We start from the raw sequence: 672 nt of genomic DNA on the forward strand, positions 1-672 counted from the left end.
TTGAGCGCCCCCTTCCGGCAGGCGCTCACCGAGCGCGGCCTTACCTGGGCCGTCGGTATCCCGTTCAAGCAGAAGGTCTATGCCGCCGACGTGGCGATGATCTTCCCCGTTGCCGGACACGGCCGCCCGCGCCGCCGGCATATCCCCGATGTGAAGTCGATGGCCGCGCAGGCGATGCTGGAAAAAGCCCAATGGCGGACGGTCAGTTGGCGGCGTGGCACCAAAGGCCGCCTCTCGGCCCGCTTCGCCGCTGTCCGTGTCCGGGTTGCAGATGGCCCACCCCAGCGCATCCGCGACATGGGCGCTCAGCATCTGCCTGGCGAGGAGGTCTGGGTGATCGGCGAGCACCGCTCGACCGGCGAGCGCAAATACTACCTCTCCAACTTGCCCGCCGACACCCCGCTCAAGCAGATCGCAGGCGCCATCAAGGCGCGCTGGGTCTGCGAACAGGCGCATCAGCAGCTCAAGGAGGAACTTGGCCTCGACCACTTCGAGGGGCGCTCATGGACGGGCCTGCACCGGCACGCGCTGATGACGATGATCGCCTACGCCTTCCTGCAATCTCGCCGCCTCAAACAAGCGGGAGGGGGAAAAAAGAATCCTCGGCCCGCCGCCCCAACCGAGCCTACCCGCCGTCAGGCAAGCCATCCTCACCGCGCTCGCGCAGCCGCC

General features: G+C 67.6%; 1 protein-coding gene. It reads left to right on the forward strand.

Annotated elements, in window-relative coordinates; all coding sequences use genetic code 11:
* A partial coding sequence (locus NKI95_RS34360; RefSeq protein WP_352722282.1) for an IS701 family transposase occupies positions 1 to 672 on the forward strand: 672 nt, incomplete at both ends.

It is taken from the genome of Mesorhizobium sp. M0306 (genome assembly GCF_040321655.1).
GTDB lineage: Bacteria > Pseudomonadota > Alphaproteobacteria > Rhizobiales > Rhizobiaceae > Mesorhizobium.